The organism is Paraburkholderia lycopersici (assembly GCF_900096975.1).
Classification (GTDB): Bacteria; Pseudomonadota; Gammaproteobacteria; order Burkholderiales; family Burkholderiaceae; genus Paraburkholderia; species Paraburkholderia lycopersici.
In genome coordinates this window covers 184,452-200,067 of the sequence record NZ_FMYQ01000008.1, presented here as the reverse complement: position 1 = coordinate 200,067, position 15,616 = coordinate 184,452, and the positions used below count along the sequence as shown (strand labels likewise).

Annotated in this window: 14 protein-coding genes; 10 read left to right on the top strand and 4 right to left on the bottom strand. The window is 65.2% G+C overall.

Annotated elements, in window-relative coordinates; genetic code table 11:
- Positions 1–56 precede the first annotated feature (56 nt).
- Complete coding sequence (locus BLU17_RS11665; protein ID WP_091996876.1) at positions 57–1,010, top strand: LysR family transcriptional regulator; 954 nt, start codon at positions 57–59, stop codon at positions 1,008–1,010.
- Positions 1,011–1,173: 163 nt separating this feature from the next.
- On the opposite strand, the gene BLU17_RS11660 is transcribed toward BLU17_RS11665, so the two are convergent.
- Both BLU17_RS11660 and BLU17_RS11655 read right to left on the bottom strand, forming a co-directional pair.
- Positions 1,174–1,563, bottom strand: a complete 390-nt coding sequence (locus tag BLU17_RS11660) for a BON domain-containing protein (protein ID WP_091996875.1) — start codon at positions 1,561–1,563, stop codon at positions 1,174–1,176.
- A 489-nt stretch (positions 1,564–2,052) separates the two neighbouring features.
- Positions 2,053–2,934, bottom strand: coding sequence for a LysR substrate-binding domain-containing protein (locus BLU17_RS11655; protein ID WP_091996874.1), 882 nt, complete (start codon positions 2,932–2,934; stop codon positions 2,053–2,055).
- Positions 2,935–3,048: 114 nt separating this feature from the next.
- Here BLU17_RS11655 and BLU17_RS11650 point away from each other — a divergent pair, with 114 nt between their 5' ends.
- The 7 genes from BLU17_RS11650 to BLU17_RS33110 all read left to right on the top strand — a co-directional run bounded on the left by BLU17_RS11650 (position 3,049) and on the right by BLU17_RS33110 (position 10,060).
- Positions 3,049–4,296, top strand: coding sequence for an MFS transporter (locus tag BLU17_RS11650; protein ID WP_091996873.1), 1,248 nt, complete (start codon positions 3,049–3,051; stop codon positions 4,294–4,296).
- A 301-nt stretch (positions 4,297–4,597) separates the two neighbouring features.
- Positions 4,598–5,662 carry an ABC transporter substrate-binding protein gene (locus BLU17_RS11645; protein WP_091996872.1) on the top strand — a complete coding sequence of 355 codons (1,065 nt, stop codon included), beginning with the start codon at positions 4,598–4,600 and terminating at the stop codon, positions 5,660–5,662.
- A gap of 21 nt (positions 5,663–5,683) precedes the next feature.
- A complete protein-coding gene (locus BLU17_RS11640) occupies positions 5,684–6,547 on the top strand; it encodes an ABC transporter permease (RefSeq protein ID WP_091996871.1) in 864 nt (287 codons plus the stop codon).
- A 27-nt stretch (positions 6,548–6,574) separates the two neighbouring features.
- Positions 6,575–7,405, top strand: coding sequence for an ABC transporter permease (locus tag BLU17_RS11635; protein ID WP_091996870.1), 831 nt, complete (start codon positions 6,575–6,577; stop codon positions 7,403–7,405).
- A 61-nt stretch (positions 7,406–7,466) separates the two neighbouring features.
- The gene (locus tag BLU17_RS11630; RefSeq protein WP_091996869.1) at positions 7,467–8,300 is read left to right on the top strand and encodes an ABC transporter ATP-binding protein; all 834 of its coding nucleotides are present in this window, start codon (positions 7,467–7,469) and stop codon (positions 8,298–8,300) included.
- A gap of 326 nt (positions 8,301–8,626) precedes the next feature.
- Positions 8,627–9,331 carry a carbonic anhydrase gene (locus BLU17_RS11625; protein WP_091996868.1) on the top strand — a complete coding sequence of 235 codons (705 nt, stop codon included), beginning with the start codon at positions 8,627–8,629 and terminating at the stop codon, positions 9,329–9,331.
- A gap of 552 nt (positions 9,332–9,883) precedes the next feature.
- Positions 9,884–10,060: a hypothetical protein gene (locus tag BLU17_RS33110; protein ID WP_176929025.1), complete on the top strand. Its 177-nt coding sequence runs from the start codon at positions 9,884–9,886 to the stop codon at positions 10,058–10,060.
- 27 nt (positions 10,061–10,087) lie between these two features.
- Here BLU17_RS33110 and BLU17_RS11620 read toward each other — a convergent pair whose 3' ends face one another.
- Both BLU17_RS11620 and BLU17_RS11615 read right to left on the bottom strand, forming a co-directional pair.
- Positions 10,088–11,113: an aldo/keto reductase gene (locus BLU17_RS11620; RefSeq protein WP_091996867.1), complete on the bottom strand. Its 1,026-nt coding sequence runs from the start codon at positions 11,111–11,113 to the stop codon at positions 10,088–10,090.
- Positions 11,114–11,609: 496 nt separating this feature from the next.
- Positions 11,610–12,632 (bottom strand): VTT domain-containing protein, encoded by a 1,023-nt coding sequence (locus tag BLU17_RS11615; protein WP_091996909.1) that lies wholly within the window; start codon positions 12,630–12,632, stop codon positions 11,610–11,612.
- 259 nt (positions 12,633–12,891) lie between these two features.
- On the opposite strand from BLU17_RS11615, the gene BLU17_RS11610 reads away from it, so the two are divergent.
- Together BLU17_RS11610 and BLU17_RS11605 are read left to right on the top strand one after the other, a co-directional pair.
- Positions 12,892–13,710 carry a helix-turn-helix transcriptional regulator gene (locus tag BLU17_RS11610; protein ID WP_091996866.1) on the top strand — a complete coding sequence of 273 codons (819 nt, stop codon included), beginning with the start codon at positions 12,892–12,894 and terminating at the stop codon, positions 13,708–13,710.
- Positions 13,711–13,887: 177 nt separating this feature from the next.
- The gene (locus BLU17_RS11605) at positions 13,888–15,591 is read left to right on the top strand and encodes an FAD-dependent oxidoreductase (RefSeq protein WP_091996865.1); all 1,704 of its coding nucleotides are present in this window, start codon (positions 13,888–13,890) and stop codon (positions 15,589–15,591) included.
- The last annotated feature ends 25 nt before the right edge of the window (positions 15,592–15,616 follow it).

Sequence of the window (15,616 nt, the reverse complement as noted above, 5' to 3'; positions counted from 1 at the left end):
CACCGAGTATAGTTATTCGAATATCCACGGCATAGAGATGAAAAAGCCCATCCGATATGCAAAAAAACACAACGAGCAAGATGGAGACACTGAACTGGGACGATTTGCGGTACTTCCTCGAGGTGGCGCGCACGCAACGCGCGAGCGGCGCCGCGAAGCGCCTGGGCGTGGACCACACTACCGTCGCGCGCCGGGTGCGCGAGCTGGAGGCCGCACTCGGCACCGTCCTCTTCGACAAGTCGCGCTCGGGCGGCTTCGTGCTGACGGCCGAAGGCCAGCGTTTGCTAGCCTACGCCGACGCCGTGGAAACCACGGTGCAATCGGCCAGCGAGCAGTTCGCGCTCGGCTCGCAGTCGCTGTCGGGCCACGTGCGCGTGGGCTCGACCGAGGGCTTCGGCTGTTTTTTCCTTGCACCGCAACTGGCGCGCTTCACGGACCAGCACCCCGACATGTCGATCGACCTGTTGCCGGTGCCGCATTTCGTGAGCCTTTCGAAGCGCGAAGCCGACCTTGCGATCATGCTGGAACGCCCGGAGCGCGGGCAGTATGTCTCCACGAAACTATGCGACTACCGGCTGCGTCTCTACGGCACGCCGGCCTATCTGGAGAAACATGCGCCCATCCGCACGCCCGCCGACCTGCGCAATCACGCCTTCATCAGCTACGTGGCCGATCTGGCGTTCAGCCACGAACTGCTCTATCTCGAACGAACGGCGCCGAACGTTACTGCGAACCTCTGCAGCACCAGCGTCATCGCGCAGTATCACGCTGCGCTGCAAGGCAGCGCCCTGGCCATACTGCCTTGTTTCATGGCCGAACCGGACCCGCGCCTCGTGCCGATACTCGGCGATGAAATCGTGGTGACGCGGCGCTTCTGGCTATGTAGCCGCGAGGATCTGCGCAAGCTGCGGCGCGTCACGTCGCTCTGGGATTACCTGCGAGCGGCCGCCGACGCCAATCGTCCGCTGCTGATGGGGGAATCGCGGGATATGCACTACGTCGAGCCCTGAACGCCACAGCGCGACGCTCGACATGCAATAAAAAAACCGCACATGCAGTCCTTTCGTGGACTGCATGTGCGGCCTTCGGGGATGGACCCGGAGACATCCGCTCCGGCGCCGCCGCCCGCACCCTTGACGGCACGGGGCAAGGGCGCGCGCCGCGTGGCGATGCTCAGGTTCCGACCGGGCGGATCGTCAGCGCGTTCCGGACCGACGTCACGCCTTGAACACCCTTGGCGACAGTCTCGGCTCGCTCGACCTGCGACTGCTCGGGTACGCTGCCTTGCAGTGTGACGGCGCCGTCTTTTGCGCGCACGGTGATGTTGGAGACGCTCACGTTCTTGTCGCGGGCGAGCGCAGCACGGACCTTGCGGCCGAGCGCACGATTGGCTGCACGGGCCTGACGCAACGCCGCTTTCGATTGACTGACGCTGTGCTGGGCGGCGGCAGTCGGGCCGCTCGCGGCGGGCGCTTCGGAAGCTGCGTCCTGAGCATAAACCTGGAACGATGCCGCCACGAGCACCGTGGTTGCGGCCAGCTTGAACATCTGAATAGCCTTCATGCAATTTCTCCTGTTGTCACAGTCTTATATCCGACCCACGAACGGGTCCTTTCACTACACACCATTGACTACGAACATTCGCGCGCCGAACCGCGATGGGGACTAACGATACCTCAACTATTTCATTCATGACGCGAAGCGTGACCAATCTGTGATTCCGCGCCACACTTCCCGCCGCTTTTTCCGCAGACAAATGCATTCGACCGCCAAATATCGGAGCGTCGCGGACAAATGCATTCGAAATACCTTCACGAACTGCGTTGCAATCATTTCACCGTCATTTCATTGCAACGCTTTAGCGCCGTCGCTCAATGCCAGGAGCATGGGCCGCTTTGGTGCATGCCATATGAATACGCCAGCTAATCGCATAATCCGGAGCGTATTCAGCCGCCTTAATCGAAAAGCAACGCACGTTGCACAGGCAGCGTTGACAGAGCTGGCACCGGTTTTACCCGGACAGGCAATGCGCGATACGAAAGGCACGCCGCTTCAATTGGCCAATTGCGCCTTTACCCATCGATAAAACTGCTGGATTGCCGCCTCGCGCGGATGTCCTTCGCGCCACGTGAAGTAATAGTCGAGCGACGCCGGTATGCGGACCTGCCCGAGCTGCACAAGCGCCCCACGCTCGATAAAACCGCGCGCGAGCTGCAGGCGCGCCGTGGCCACGCCCTGGCCGGCCACCGTGGCTTGAAGCAGCAGGCCCGCGTCGTCGAATACCGGGCCGCGCTCGGGCTCATCGCCGGCCACGCCCGCGGCCTCGAAGAAGTCGCGCCACGAGCGGCGTGAAAAACGCAGCAGCGGCATGCTCGCGAGCGCTTCCATGCGAAAGTCCGGATGGCGGGCAAGCAAGGCCGGGCTGCAAACCGCGACCACCTGATCGTCGAGCAGCTTGCGGATCTGGAAACCGGGTTCGTCGACCCGGCGATGCCAGATGCCGATGTCGAACGGATACGGATCGGGCGGCGTGACGTCGGCGTGCATGCGCAACGAAAGATCGACCATGGGATGGCGGTCATAGAAGTCGCCGAGGCGCGGAATCAGCCAGACGGACGCGAAATCGGACATCACGCTTAATTCGAGCCGCGTCACGCCGCTCACGCCGGGGCGCGTGGCATCGAGCGCGTCGCGCAGGTCGTCGAGGCTGCGGCGCACGCGCTCGGCAAGTTGCGCGCCCGCCGCGGTCGGAATCATGCGGCTGCCTGCGCGCCGGAACAGCTCGACGCCAAGCTCCGTTTCGAGCGCACGCAGGTGATGACTCACCGCGCTGTGCGTCAAATGCAATTCTTCCGCTGCACGGCTGAAACTGCGCCGCCGCGCGGCGGCTTCGAGCGCACGCAGCGCCTGGAGAGGAGGTAGGGATCGTGCCATGACGTCAAATTTTACTCACAATGCCGTTTGAAATCTCTCGCTGGCCTCACGCATGGCGATCGCCAATAATCGACACCCAGGCATTCAGTCCGCTTTCGGGTTTCACCCCGCACCATGACTTCACTCAGACTCCGCGTTTTCGCCGTTTTCGCGCTCGGCTATTTCATTTCATATCTGTTTCGTGGCGTCAATCTCGGCTTTGCGCCGTTTCTCGCACGCGAAATGGGGTTCACCGCGACCGATCTGGGCACGCTCACCAGCCTCTATTTCCTTGGCTTCGCCGGCGCGCAAATCCCCGGTGGCGTGCTGCTCGACCACTACGGCCCACGCCGCGTCACCGCATGCGTCATGCTCGTGGCAGCAGCAGGGGCGTTGATCTTCGGCGTCTCGCACAACATGGCAGCGATGATGGTTGGCCGGCTGCTGATCGGCGTGGGCGTGTCCGTTTGCCTTGGCGGCGCGTTCAAAGCCACCGCACAGCATTTCCCCGTCGCGCAGCTCACCCTCGTGAACGGTCTCGTGATGGCCGTGGGCGGGCTGGGCGGCGTAGCCGTGGGCGCCCCGCTCTCCTGGCTGCTCTCGATCGCGCCTTGGCGCGCGGTGAGCCTCGGCCTCGCCGCGCTCACGGTGCTCGTGGCCGCCATCGTCTGGATCGGCGGCCCGCGCACGCGCGACGCCCATCATCAAGCCAGCGTGTTCGAGCAATTCAAGGGCACGGCGCATATTCTGCGCAGCCGTGCATTCTGGAAGACCGCGACGTTCTCCGCGCTCACCCAGGCCGTCTTCTATGCGATGCAGTCGCTGTGGGTTGGCGCGTTCCTGCGCGATGTCGTCCCCGCCGGCACCGCCGATATCGGCGCACGCGCGGCTTCGCTCGTTTCCGTGCTGGGCGGCGCATTCATCGTCGGCAATATCGGCTTCGGCGCGCTCGCACGCGGCTTCGAGCGGCGCGGCGTGAGCGTGCAGCTCTTTTCCGGCGTGACGATGCTGCTCTTCGTGCTCGTCCAGGCCTTGCTCGCGGCGCGCGTGCCGCTTCCCGGTCCGCTGCTCTGGGCCGCTTACGGCGCGCTGGGCGGCACCGGCATTCTCACCTATGCGGTTCTCGCCGAATATTTCCCGCCGCGCCTGATCGGCCGCGTGAACACGACCTTCACGCTCGTCATCTTCATCGGCATCTTCGTTCTGCAGATCGCCATCGGCGCCGCGCTCGCGCACTGGCCGGCACTCGACGGCCACTACCCCGCCGTCGCGCACCAGACCGTGTGGACAGTCCTGGTCGTGCTGCAACTGCTCTGCGCCGTGTGGTACTTCATGCCGTCGCGCCGCGCCAATCCGGCGCGCCACGCGATCGAAACGCCGTAACGCCTCGGCGTTTACGCACCGCCACGCGCCACCACCCACGGCACGCGGTGCGGTTTTTCTTTTCTGCTCACATCGATAGCACGATTTCTTCCTTCGACGCATCCCTCTCTCCACTACCATGGATGCGCTTTCGCCGCTGCCCTCTCTCTCATCGCGTAGCGGCTCTATCGAGAAATGCAAATCGCGAATCATTGGTTGTCCTGATCGGGACACCCGGAAAAAAATGACCTGATGGCAGCGACGGCGACATGAAGCTCGCCGGTCCGCGCATTCCGTTTCGTCACTCATTCCGATCCTGTCCATGCGTCCACACCGCGTTCTGCAGTACCTGCTTTGCGCCGCGCTTTCGCTCACGTCCCTGTATGCCGCCGCAGAAAAACCCGCCGTGCTCCGCATCGGCGTCGCGCAGCAAGGCACGGGCGACCCGCCCACCTTCGGCGGTTCGCCCGCCGCGACAGTGCGCGGACAGCAGTTGCTCGAAAAAGAATTCGCCGCCGACGGCATCAAAGTGGAATGGCTCTTTTTCAAAGGCGCGGGCCCTGCCGTCAACGAAGCGATTGCCAACAACGAACTCGACTTCGCGTATCAAGGCGACCTGCCTGCGGTGCTCGCACGCGCCAACGGCCTCAAGACGCACATCCTGCTCGAAACGGGCGTGCGCTCGGGCGTGAAGGTGGGCGTTCCATCTGATTCGGACATCAAATCGATCAAGGATCTCAAGGACCGGCGCGTCGCCATCTTTCGCGGCACGAACCTGCAGCTCGTGGCCGACAATGCGCTCGCCGCGAACCGGCTCGACGAGCACGCGCTTCGCGTCATCAACCTCGATACCGCGAGTTCGCTCGCCGCACTGGCGTCGAAAGGCATCGACGCTTCGGTGAACGACTATCACCTCTACCGGCTTCGCGATCAGGGGCTCGCGCGCATCGTCTATGAATCGCAGCACGACGGCCCGCAGCTTACGCGTCAGGCGCACCTGCTGGTGATCGACGGCTTCGAAAAGGCGCACCCCGACATCGTGCAGCGCGTGGTCAACGTATTCGTGCAGGCCGCGCAATGGTCATCCGACGAAGCAAACCGCGACGCGCTCTTCAAGCTATGGGCGCAAAGCGGGGTGAGTTACGCATCGTGGCAAGCCGAATTTGCCGAACAACCTCTCAAGTACCGCAATTCGCCCTTGCTCGATCCGTTCATCGTGGCGCGCTACAAGGCCGTTGCGCAGGACGCGCTGCGGCTCAAGCTGATTCGCCAGCCCGTGGACGTCGATTCGTGGTTCGAGCCACGCTATCTCGACACCGCGTTGCGCGCGCAAAAGCTCGAGCACTACTGGACCCGCTACGACGCCGCAGGCAAGCCGCTCGGCTGAACGCGCGAAGGGAGCCGCATCATGACGGAAACCGCGATTACGACCTCGCCGGAAACGCCACGCGCCGCCGCGCCGCGCATCGACGCCGCGACGGCACGCGCGCGCCGGCGCCTCGCGTTGCGCGCCTGCGCGTGGCACCTCGCGCCCTGGCTGCTGCCCGCCTTGCTTTATCTGCTGTGGAGCGTGGGCTGCGCGCGCGGCTGGATCGCTCCGCAAATTCTGCCCGCGCCACAACGTGTCTACGAAACACTCGTCGATCTCGCCCAAAGCGGCGAACTCGCGCGTAACACCCTCGTCAGCCTGCAACGCGTGCTGCTGGGATTCTTCGGGGGCACGCTCCTGGGCTTCGTGATCGGCGCGGCGCTCGGGCTCTCGCGTACGCTCGAAGCCTGGGTGTTGCCGAGCTTCAATGCCATGGTGCAGATACCGGTTCTCGGCTGGCTGCCGTTTCTTCTGCTGCTCGTCGGCGTGGGCGAGCCGCTCAAATATCTACTGATCGGTCATGCGGCGCTCGTTCCCGTCACGCTGAGCACGATGCAGGGTTTTCGGCAAACACCCGCTGCGCTGGACGAAGTCGCGCGCGTGTTCGCCTATACCCGTTGGCAACGCATCGTGAGACTCGTGCTGCCCGCGGCAATTCCGACGCTCGCCACCGGCGTGCGCCTCGCTTTCACGAAGGCATGGCTCGCGCTCGTCGTGGTCGAACTCGTGGCGTCGTCCGAAGGGCTCGGCTATCTGATCGTATATGGCCGCCAGCTCTTTCAGCTCGATCTCGTCATGGCATCGGTGGTCGTGGTGGGCGTGGTCGGGTTCGTCATCAATCGCCTGCTCGATGCGCTCGAGAAACGCTTGCGGCGCGGAACGCCCTCGGCATTTCGGGGCTGATCTCCATTCAACTCTGAGGATTTCGCCATGAAGTTTTCGCGTGAGCGCAAGGCCGTGCCGCCCGTTTGCTCCTGTGAGGCAGCCGTCGAAGCACGGCCGCGCCGCATCGACTTGCGGGGCGTCGCCCTGCCCATCGTCGCCGTTGCGCTGTGGTGGGCCTTGAGCGCCGCGCATCTTGTGAAGAGCGGACTGCTGGTGAGTCCCGCCGACGTGCTTCGTACCGCTTACGAACAGATCGGGAGTGGCGCCTTGGTCCGCGCGCTGTCGGCGTCGCTTGCCCGCGAGGCCTGCGGATTCGTCATCGGCGCATCGGCGGGACTTCTGCTGGGCGGCACGCTGGGGCTCTCGCGTATCGCCGCGCGCATCGTGGGTCCGAGCTTCGACACTTTCAAGCAGATTTCCCTGTTCGCGTGGATCCCGCTCATTTCCGTGTGGTTCGGGCTCGGCGACGCAGCCAAGGTCGTATTCCTTTCGCTCGCCGCATTGCTGCCGGTCGCCGCGCATACCTGCGACGGCATTCACGCCGTTCCGCGCAAATATGTCGAGCTGGCGCATGCGCTCCGCTATTCGAGGCTACAGCTTGTCCGTCACGTGCTGCTGCCTGCCGCGCTGCCCTCCATCTTCACGGGCCTGTATCTCGCGCTCATCTACTCGTGGCTCGCCACGCTCGGCGCAGAGTATCTGCTTGTTGCGGGCAGCGGCATTGGCAATCTGCTGATCGACGGCAGCGAGCAGTTCCGCATGGACCTCGTACTGCTCGGTATTGTGGTTGTTGGCGCAACGGGCTGGGCGCTCAATGCGATCGCACGGCGTGTGGAACGCGCCGTGCTTTCCCGGCTCCACATCTCGAACCAATGATTCGCACTGCCATTCGATCCAGATTCAAACCGACATTGAATCGAACCTGAGAGGAAAACCGATGAGCGCCGTTGAACCCGAGGGACTCGACATTCTTCACGTGAGCAAACGTTACGGCGGAGGCGAATCGGCGCTGGTCGTGCTCGACGACGTGACGCTCCACGTGCGTCCAGGCGAATTCGTGAGCGTGCTCGGCGCAAGCGGCTGCGGAAAATCCACGCTGTTGCGGCTGATAGCCGGTCTCGACACCGGTTATAGAGGCGCGATCAAGATGGGCGGCGAGCGCGTGCGCGACACGTCGCTCGAGCGCGGCATCGTGTTCCAGGATCACCGGTTGTTCCCCTGGCTCACAGCCGCACAGAACATCCTCGCGGCGCTGCGCAACGCGCCGCTTTCGGCACGCGAAAAGCGCAAGGCGGTGGCCGAGCACATCGCGCTCGTGGGCCTCGCCGGTTTCGAGCACGCTTATCCGCATCAGCTCTCGGGCGGCATGGCGCAGCGCGTGGCGATTGCGCGCGGACTCGTCAACCGGCCGCGCGTGCTCCTGCTGGACGAGCCGTTCGGCGCGCTCGACGCCCTCACGCGCAGCCGCCTGCAAAACGAACTCCTGCGCATCTGGGAGCGTGAGCGCATCACGATGATCCTCGTCACGCACGACGTCGACGAAGCCATTTACCTTGGCGAGCGCATCGTGACGATGGCGCCGCGCCCCGGCCGCATCCGGCGCATCGTCGACGTTGCATTGCCGCGCCCACGGGAGCGCGCCGATCCGCGCTTCGCGCGCCTGCGCAACGAGATCCTCTCCGACTTCTCCGACGCGGCGACGCCCCCTCGCAGCGACTCCTGGCCCGCCACCCCTGCCAATTCTTCGGAGCAATGGCGCATGGCGTGGTGAGCCCGCCGACCGACTGGCCGGTCGCGTTTCGTCCGATCCCTCCATCGGCACACCCGGCGACACCCCGGATGTGCCGATTGCGCGCGGCATGAGAAAATTGAATTTCGGACGGAAACACGTCACGCTGCGCACTCCACTTCCTCGCATTTGGCGGTCTTTTCGGCCGGTTTATCGACATATCCCGCCGGTTCGACGCATGGATGCCGGCGTCACGGCAATCTGGCGCGGCGCGACTGAAGTTTTCCGATCCGCAAGGGGTCGCCTCAGCGTAAACTCCCGCTGTTGCCATTTGATAGTGTCGATTCATGATAAAGAGAGAAACATCCATGCCAGACAATACTCACTCGCACGATGGTCACTCCGAGTCGTGCGGCTGCGATCTGCTACACCTGCTCGACGGCGTGGACGAATTCACTCATCGCGTTTTTCCGGGCAATAAAGAGCTGTTCCACAGCCTCGCTCACTCCCAGGCGCCGCACACGCTCTTCATCACCTGCGCCGACTCGCGCGTCTCGCCAGAAATGATCACGCAGGCGAAACCCGGTGATCTGTTCGTTTGCCGCAACATCGGCAATATCGTGCCCGCTTACGGCGAAATGCTCGGCGGTGTCTCGGCCGTGGTGGAATTCGCGGTGCTCGAACTCAACGTGCAGCAGATCGTGCTGTGCGGCCATACCGACTGCGGCGCCATGAAGGGACTCGCGTCGGGTGCCGAAGCCACGGCCGACATGCCCACCGTGCAGGCTTGGCTGCGCAACGCGGAAGCGGCGCGCAGCGTGGTGAAAATCCGTGGTCTGGACGAAGATCATGTCGTCCAGGCGCTCGTGGAGGAAAACGTCCGCCTGCAGCTCACACACCTGCGCACGCACCCCGCGGTCGCGGCGCGCGTGGCCCAGGGCCAGCTCGCACTGCAGGGCTGGGTGTACGACATCGGTCACGGCGAGGTCACCGTACTCGACGAAGCGGGCGGGAAATTCGAGTCGCTCGGCGAAGCGCGCGCGCGCCTGCGCAAGCGCGCCGGGAAACAATGACCGGGCGCTCACGCATGCCCAACCCGCGGCGCCCGTCAGGGAGTCGCCGGGGGCGGCGGTTCACGCCGCCCCCGGCATTTCCGTTTATTCACCGCACATGAACTGAAGCGCGCCCCGGCCACGCCTTGCCGTGAAACCTTCTCAACCCCCGCAAAAAAATCTTTTGAGTTAGGGGTTTACCCTGGGTAAAAACCCGACTACACTGTCGCCCGTACTATCTGCGGCGTCCTGCCGCACAAAAGAATAATCCGGAGGTTGGTCGCTTATGCCGTACGTTGCCCCGCCGTATTCGTTGCATCACACGTCTCATCCCCGCATCACCCGCACTACCGACGCATCGCGTCGCCACACGCTTCGCTAGTACAGCGCGCGTGTCCTGCCGTCGCGCACGCGCAGCGGCAGGCGAACCCAAGGCCCACTCCGCGTCATCGCCGTTTCCTGCCGCCACTCGCGTTGCGGCGAACGGCGCGCGCCTTTGCGCGCATGGACGCCCGGTAATGGGCATTGCCCCTGTCACGGGCCGAGTGCCCGGTTACCGAAGGAGTCGCATCCATGGAGTCCGCACAGAAGTCGCATTCGAAAGTCGAAGTCAAGCTGTTCCTGCACCCCGACGATCATCACCGCGCGCTGGCCGCCGCAAAAACGCTCAAGCTCGCGGAGCGCGAGTTTTTCGCGCTGGCGCTGCATCTAGGCGCAAACCAGATCCTGCGCCAGTCCGACCTCGCCTGAATACGCGCCCCCGATCGGTAAGCCGCCTCACACCGGGGACGGATTGCGCTCGGCGAAGCCTTCCTGATGCCAGTAAGGATAGGCGGGGCGCACCGCGCTCGCGGCGTCGAGCTTCGCCACCTGCCCGGACGTGAGATTCCACCCGACCGCACCGAGATTCTGGCGCAACTGGGCCTCGTCGCGAGCGCCGATCAGCACGGTCGCCACCGTCGGCCGCTGCAACAACCAGTTCAGCGCAATCTGCGGGACGGTCTTGCCAGTTTCCTTCGCGATTTCGTCGATGGCGTCGAGCACGCGAAAAAGACGCTCGTCCGGCACCGGCGGCCCCTGGTCGGCGGTCTTGTGCAGGCGGCTCTTCTCGGGCAGCGGCTGGCCGCGGCGAATCTTGCCGGTCAGGCGCCCCCAGCCCAGCGGGCTCCACACCACCGCGCCCACGCCCTGGTCGAGCCCGAGCGGCATCAGTTCCCACTCGTAGTCGCGCCCGATCAGCGAGTAGTACGTCTGGTTCGCGACGTAGCGCGGGTAGCCGTAGCGATCGGCCACAGCCAGCGATTTCATCAAGTGCCAGCCCGAGAAGTTAGACACGCCGGTGTAGAGGATCTTGCCCGCGCGCACGAGTTCGTCGAGCGTCGCGAGCACCTCTTCGGCCGGCGTTCGCGCGTCGAAGCCGTGCAACTGGAACAGGTCGATGTGGTCGGTCTGCAAACGCTTGAGCGCCGCGTCGACGGCGCGCTTCAGATGGAAACGCGATGAGCCCACATTGTTGGGTTCGTCATCGAAGCGGAAGGTCGCCTTGGTCGAAATGATCGCCTTGTCGCGACGCCCCTTGAGCGCCTCGCCGAGCACCGACTCCGACGCGCCGCCCGAATAGATGTCCGCCGTGTCGAACATCGTGACCCCGGCGTCGAGGCAGATGTCGATGAGCTTGCGCGCCTCGGCGACATCGGTTGCACCCCATGCCTCGAAGAATTCGCCCTTGCCGCCAAACGTGCCCGTGCCGAAGCTCAGCACCGGCACCTTGAATCCAGACGCACCCAGAAAACGGTATTCCATTTCCGATCTCCACAAATCGAAGGGTTGACGATGAATTGCCGACAGCCGCCGAGTCTACGCCGTTCGATTCGCGCTTGCCGGCAAGCGCGGTCGCCGCGACGTTCTTCATGGAATATCCGGACACGACCGTCATCGCGCCGGCGCTGCCGCAAATGGCACGCTCGCCCGGCATCGCCCCGAACAGCCTGAGCCTTGGCGTGACGGCCTGCATGCCTGGCTGGTTGCCCTCATTCCGGCCAGCGGCCGGGTGGCCGACCGATGCGGCGCGCGCACCGTGCGCTTCGGTGTCGTGGTTACGTTCACGTTGGTGTCCGTGCCGGGCGAAGTCTCGCGGAACGTCGGCGAAGTCGTGGCCGCGCGCGTCCTGCAAGCCGCCGGCGGCGCGATGATGGCGCACGACGCCCGCCAGAACGTGGGCGGCGGCACGCGCAGGTCACGCGGCAAGTGCCGGCAGATGCGCGGCAAACGCGCGCTTTCGGCTACGCGCGGCGCCGCGTTATTCGGAGAGACTTGCGCGCACCGTATACGCGGCTTCCTCGCCCGCGTCGAGCGCCTCGGGGCTGGCGTGCGCCGTATGAAAGTCGGTGGACAGCGGCTCGACCGGATACCCGCGGCGCTCCCAGGCGTCGAGCCCACCCTTGAGCGCGTGCGCGTGATAGATGTGCTTGTTGCGCAGTTGATTGACGATGCGCTTGGCCGTCGCTTCGTTCGGGCACACGCAGTACACGACGATCGGACGCCCGATCAATTCGGGCGAAAGTTCTTCGCTCGACTCGAGGTTCAGCGGCCGCGCGCCCGGAATCCGGTACGCCTCCCTATCGCGCACGGATTGCGGGCGCGCGTCCAGCACGATGGGCGGCGCGCTCGACTTCATCATTTCGTCGAGCTGATCGGGCGAAATGCGATGCGTCGCGAGCCAGTGGCGGAACTGCATGCGCCGCAGCCAGCGCCACGCGAGGAACAGCCCGCCCGCCACGGCGAGCACGTCGAAGATCGTCATGCCGTTCGCGCGCACGAACGCCGCAAAGCGCACGATTTCCGCATGCAGCGCCGCGCCGCCAAGCAGCCAGGTCCCGGCCCACAAGGCCGCGCCGACCGAGTCCCAAAGCAGGAACACGTGCAGGGCCACCGAAGTGGTGCCGAGCAGCGGCGCGGAAATGAGGCCGAGCCCCGGCACGAACTTCGCCACGGAGAGAATGGGCGCGCCGTAGCGCTCGAACACGTTGCGCGCGATACGAATCGTGGTGTCGAGCGAAAGCGAAAAGCGCACGATGCCGTTGAGCAGACGCCGGCCGCGCATACGGCCCGCCGCGAACCAGAGCGAATCCGCGAGCAGCGTGGCGACCACTGCCGCAGCCAGCAGGCTCCCGTAGGACGTTTCGCCTCCTGCCGCCATCGTGCCCGCGAGAATCAGTACCGGGGCGGCCGGCACGGGCACGCCCAACTGCGTGACCAGCACGCTGAGAAAGACCGCTCCGGCGCCGAAATCGGGTGGAATCGCGGTGGGGAGCATCAGCATTTCAAGATATCCTGCGCGCGGGATGTTCAGGTGAGAAAGCACGGCGCGCATGCGCCGGCCGAGCAGGGAGATTACCGCAAGGTGCGGTTCCTTGCTCGTCCCGGCACAGCATCACGGAGCCGTCACGGCAGGATCACAGCGAGGTCACAATAAGGGGCATAGCGGGCGATCCGGCCCCGCTGCCGGCACTTTCGCACGGATGCGAAACGATGCTAATCTCGTAAAAGTAGTTTCCCCCGCCGTTTTCCCGTCAAGAAACATGCGTTACTGGCATCTCGACCGACCGAGGCAGACGGGTCAATTCGACCTCTCGCGCGTCACCCGCCTCGTTTCGGCTATCGGCCACGACGATGCGAACGCGCTCGCCGCCGAAGTGCTGAACATGCTCGGACCGGCCATCTCGGTCACGCAGTGCACGGTGTTCGCATACGAGTTCGGCAACCGGCCGCGCACGGTTTCCGTCGCCGATCACCGCGGCGGACGCTTTCTGCGCGACGTCGCCGACACCTACGCGCGCCTGTTCTACGCGCTCGACGGCAATCAGCAGATCGTCACGGGCGGTTCGGCCGACAAGCCGGACTCCTCGCTCGTGCTGCACTGGCAGAGCAGCGACGACATTGCGCACGACGGCTATCGCACCGCATGCTACGCCACGCCCAATGTGTCCGACCGGCTCTCGCTGCTGCTGCAGCCGGCCGCCGACATCTGGCTCTCCGTGAACCTCTACCGCGAACGCGACGCCGGCAATTTCCAGCCGGGAGAAGTCGAGCTGGTCGAATCGCTCGCGCCGTTGATCGGCGAGTCGGCGCGGCATCACTACACGATTCGCGGACAGAGCCAGCCCGGCATTCCCCAGTTGATGCTCGCGCGGCTGCGCGGCCTCTGCCCCACGCTTTCCAAGCGCGAACTCGACGCCCTGCGCGGCGTGCTGGAAGGACGCAGCGCGGTCGAGATCGCCGAGTGCATGGGCGTGAAGCCCAGCAGCGTCGTGACGTATCAGAAACGCGCTTATCAGCGGCTGGGGATTTCGAGCCAGCGGCAGCTGTTCGCGCTTTGTCTCGCGACGAATCAAGGCTGAGCGCCCTACGCACGCGCAGGACCGCCCGCGTGCATCTCTCCTCCTCGTCCCGCCTTGTAAGCCCCGTGTACCCAAATTGAGGACAGCGGGCCGCCCTCCTCGCTCCATACTGCCTTCATCGCCAGCGGTTCCATCGCCGCCGGCAAGAACAAGACTTTCGTATCGGAGACGCATTCCATGAGCGCCGAATTCCAACCCTATCCGTTCGAGGCCAGGCAGTACGCGGCACGCCTGCCCGAACTCGAAGACGGCCGCGACGCGCAACGCCACGTCGTGACGATCGTCGGCGGCGGCCCGGTCGGCTTCGCCATCGCGCTCGGGCTCGCGAAGCACGGCGTGCGCTCGGTGCTGATTGAGGCCGACGAATCGGTCTGCTACGGCAGCCGCGCGATCTGCATCTCGCGCCGCAGCCTCGAAATCATCGAACGCCTCGGCGCGCTCGAGGGCTTTCTCGCGAAAGGCCTGCCCTGGACGGGCGGCCGCAGCTTCTATCGCAACGACGAAGTGCTGCACTTCACGATGCCGCAGGACGAAAACCAGAAGCTGCCGCCGATGGTGAACCTCGCGCAATATCACATCGAGCAGTTCCTGCTCGACGCGGCCGAGCGACACGCCGACCTCATCGACATTCGCTGGCGCACGAAAGTGACGGCCGTCCAGCATGACGCGCACGGCGCGACGCTCGCGCTTTCCACGCCCGATGGCGACTACACGGCCCGGACCGACTGGCTCGTGGCCGCCGACGGCGGGCGCAGCACGGTGCGCGAGGCGCTCGGCCTGAAGCTCAAGGGCACAAGCTACGAAGGCCGCTATGTGATCGTCGACATCCTGCTCGACAGCACGCGCCCCACCGAGCGGCTCGCGTATTTCGACCCGGCCTCGAATCCCGGCTCGACGGTGCTGGTGCACAAGCAGCCCGACAACGTGTGGCGCATCGACTACCAACTGCGCGACGGCGAGGACGCCGACGAAGCGATCCGGCCCGAAAACGTCATGCCGCGCGTGCAAAACCTGCTCGACATGATGGGCGAGAAGGCATCCTGGTCGCCCATCTGGATCACGATCTACAAGGCCAATGCGCTCACGCTCGAGCGCTATCGCCATGGCCGCGTGCTATTCGCGGGGGACGCCGCGCACCTTGTGCCGATCTTCGGCGTGCGCGGCGCGAATTCGGGCATCGACGACGCCGACAACCTCGCGTGGAAACTCGCGTTCGTCGTGCAGGGGCTCGCGGGCGAAGCGCTGCTCGACAGCTACTCCGACGAACGCGTCTACGCGGCGCGCGAAAACCTGAGCTACGGCACGAAGAGCACGGAATTCATGGCGCCGCCCTCGTTCGCCTTCGATCTGATGCGCACCGCCGTGCTGAGCCTCGCGCGCCGGCATGCCGCCGTGCGCTCGCTGATCAATCCGCGACAGACCTCGGCCATCGCCTACGCGGCCTCCCCGCTCAACGCGGCTTCCGACGCCTTCGCAAGCGGCCCGGCGCCGGGCGCGGTCCTGTCCGAATGCCCGCTCACGATCGTCGATCGCGAAGGCTCGCGCGAGGGCCATCTGACCGATCTGATCGCACCGCGCTTCACGGCGTTCTACTTCAGCGAGGACGGCGCGACGCCCGCGCCGGTCGCCGCGCTGGAAACGACGCTCGCCGAACGCGCGCTGCCGTTCGCGCTGACGCCGCTCGCGCAACGCCCACCCGCCGACGCGGCGCGCCGCAGCGGCTGGGATCACACCGGACGCCTGTTCCCGATGTACGGCGCGCGGCCGGGCACGCTGTACCTGGTGCGCCCGGACGGCCATGTGCTCGGCCGCTGGCACGGCGCCGCGCAAACGTTGGCTGCGCACGCGCTCGCCGCCCTCGACCAGGCGCTGCGCTCCTGACCGCCGGCGAATCAAGTACACGTGG